Raw genomic sequence first — 989 nt, 5'->3', positions numbered from 1 at the left:
CGCCGCCGGCGGCGAGCAGCAGGACGTTGGAGAGGCCGTCGGAGATCTGGAGGGCGGCCGAGTTGGCGCCCACCTCCTCCGGGGCGGAGAGCTTCATCAGGATCACGCTCGTGGAGGCGATCACCACGCCCATGCCGAGGCAGCCGAAGCCCCAGGCCACCGCGAGCGTCCACACCGGCACCGAGGCGATGAGCACGCTGGGCGCGGTGGCGATGGCGAGCGCGACGAGGACCATGCCGAGGACGACGAGCCGCTCCCGGTACGGCTCCGTCCACGGCCGGGACTGGATCCAGGAACCGAGCGCCCAGGTGAGGCCGCCGGCGGCGAGGGAGAAGCCGGCCAGGGTGGGACTGAGGCCGCGCTGGGAGACCAGCATCAGGGGGACGAAGGACTCGGCGGCGATGAAGGACCCGGCGGCGACGCCGCGGAGCAGGATGACGGAGGGCAGTCCGCGGGCGGCCCGGTAGGTGCCGCGCGGCAGCAGCCCGCGGACGGCGGGCACGAGGAGCGCGAGCCCGGCCGCGGCGGGCAGCAGGGACAGGACGCGCAGCTCCTGGCCGGCGTACTGGAGGAGCGCCGCGCCGGCCGAGATGGAGAGGGCCAGCAGGATCCCGCGCCGGTCCCAGGGGACGACGGGCGCGGCCGGGTCGGCGGGGCCCGAGGCGGTGCGGCGTATCGCGGGGAGGGCGAGGGCCAGCGGGAAGACGACGAGGACGGGGATGCCGACGAAGACCCAGCGCCAGCCGAGGTGCTCGGTGACGGTCCCGGAGGCGAGGGGTCCGACGACGGAGGGGATGACCCAGGAGGCGGCGAAGGCGGCCATGATCGCGGGCCTGAGGTGTTCGGAGTAGGCGCGGCCGACGACCACGTACAGGGCGACGATGACGAGGCCGCCGCCGAGCCCCTGCACGGCCCGGCCGAGGACGAACTGCCACATGGCGCCGGCGGTCCCGGAGAGGAGCAGTCCGGCGGCGCCATGTGGCAGTTCG

Annotated in this window: 1 protein-coding gene; it reads right to left on the bottom strand. The window is 75.2% G+C overall.

The features are described from left to right. On the bottom strand, nucleotides 1-989 hold a 989-nt coding region (locus CCN56_RS40065; protein ID WP_107484317.1), incomplete at both ends, for an MFS transporter.

It is taken from the genome of Streptomyces sp. NRRL B-24572, from assembly GCF_002156145.1.
GTDB lineage: Bacteria > Actinomycetota > Actinomycetes > Streptomycetales > Streptomycetaceae > Streptomyces > Streptomyces vietnamensis.
Note: the sequence above shows the minus strand (reverse complement) of the source record. Positions and strands in the feature narration are given on the sequence as shown.